The 1,218-nt window shown below is 65.9% G+C and carries 2 protein-coding genes; both read left to right on the forward strand.

The window, feature by feature from the left end:
- The coding region (locus IEZ13_RS46070) for a transposase (protein WP_229795822.1) at window positions 1–322 on the forward strand (322 nt) is incomplete at its 5' end.
- Window positions 319–1,218 (forward strand): IS3 family transposase (locus IEZ13_RS46075; protein WP_189285809.1); only part of this gene is annotated, 900 nt, incomplete at its 3' end. The genes IEZ13_RS46070 and IEZ13_RS46075, both read left to right, overlap by 4 nt.

Raw genomic sequence — 1,218 nt, forward strand, 5'->3', positions numbered from 1 at the left:
GGAAGTATCTGTGGCAGCACCGAAGAAGTACCCCGATGAGCTGCGGCAACGTGCCGTTCGACTGTATCGGGACTCGGATCCGAAGCCGGTGATCAAGCGGCTGGCGGAGCAGTTGAACGTGCACCCGGAAGCCTTGCGGAACTGGATTCGGCAGGCCGAGGCCGACGCCGGTGAGCGTGTGGATCGGCCGACAACGGACATGCTGGAGGAGAACCGGCGCCTGCTTAAGGAGAACGCGGAGCTGCGCCGGGCGAATGAGATCCTCAAAGCGGCCTCGGCGTATTTCGCCTCGGAGCTCGACCCGACCCGGCGACGGTCATGACGTTCATCGACGAACAGTCAGGCCGCTTCGCGGTCGCGCTCCTGCTACGGGTCCTGGAGATCGGCGAGTCGACCTACTACGCCTGGCGCAAGCAGATCGAACAGCCCTGCGACCGCGACCTGGTCGACCTGGGCCTGCTGTCGAACATCTACGAGATCTGGGAGGCGTCCGGGTTCACCTACGGCTCCGACCGGGTGCACCAGCAGCTGCGCCGCGACGGCATCCGCATCGGCCGCAAGCGTGTCGAGCGGTTGATGCGCTCTCAGGGCTGGCAGGGCGCGTTCCTGCGGCGCGGCTGGCGCGGCGGCTCCACGAAGCAGGACCCGAGCAGGGAGCCGGCACCTGACCTGGTCAATCGGCATTTCCGGGCGCCGGCTCCGGACCGGTTGTGGGTGGCTGATGCGACCCGGATCCCCTGCGCCGAGGGGGTGTTCTGGCTCGCCGCGGTCCGCGACGCGTTCTCCCGCCGGATCGTGGGCTGGAAGACCTCCACCCGCTGCGACACCGACCTGATCCTGGCCGCCCTCGAATACGGCATCTACTCCCGGCAGGTCCGCGACGGCGACCTCATCCATCACAGCGACAGGGGCTCGAACTACACGTCGTTCCGGTTCGCGGAACGCTTGTACGACAACGGAATCCTGCCCTCGATGGGCTCGGTCGGCGACTCCTACGACAACGCGCTGATGGAGAACTTCTGGTCCACCTTGAAGATCGAGCTGGTCTATCGCAGCGAGTGGAGAACCCGCGACGAGGCCGAGAACGCCCTGTTCGCGTACATCGATGGCTGGTACAACACCCAGCGCATCCAGAAAGAACTCGGCTACCTGAGCCCGGACGAGTACGAGACCGCCTGGCATCAGCGTCAGGCAACCCAGCCGGAGCCCGAGTTAGTC

It is taken from the genome of Actinoplanes campanulatus (assembly GCF_014647795.1).
Classification (GTDB): Bacteria; Actinomycetota; Actinomycetes; order Mycobacteriales; family Micromonosporaceae; genus Actinoplanes; species Actinoplanes campanulatus.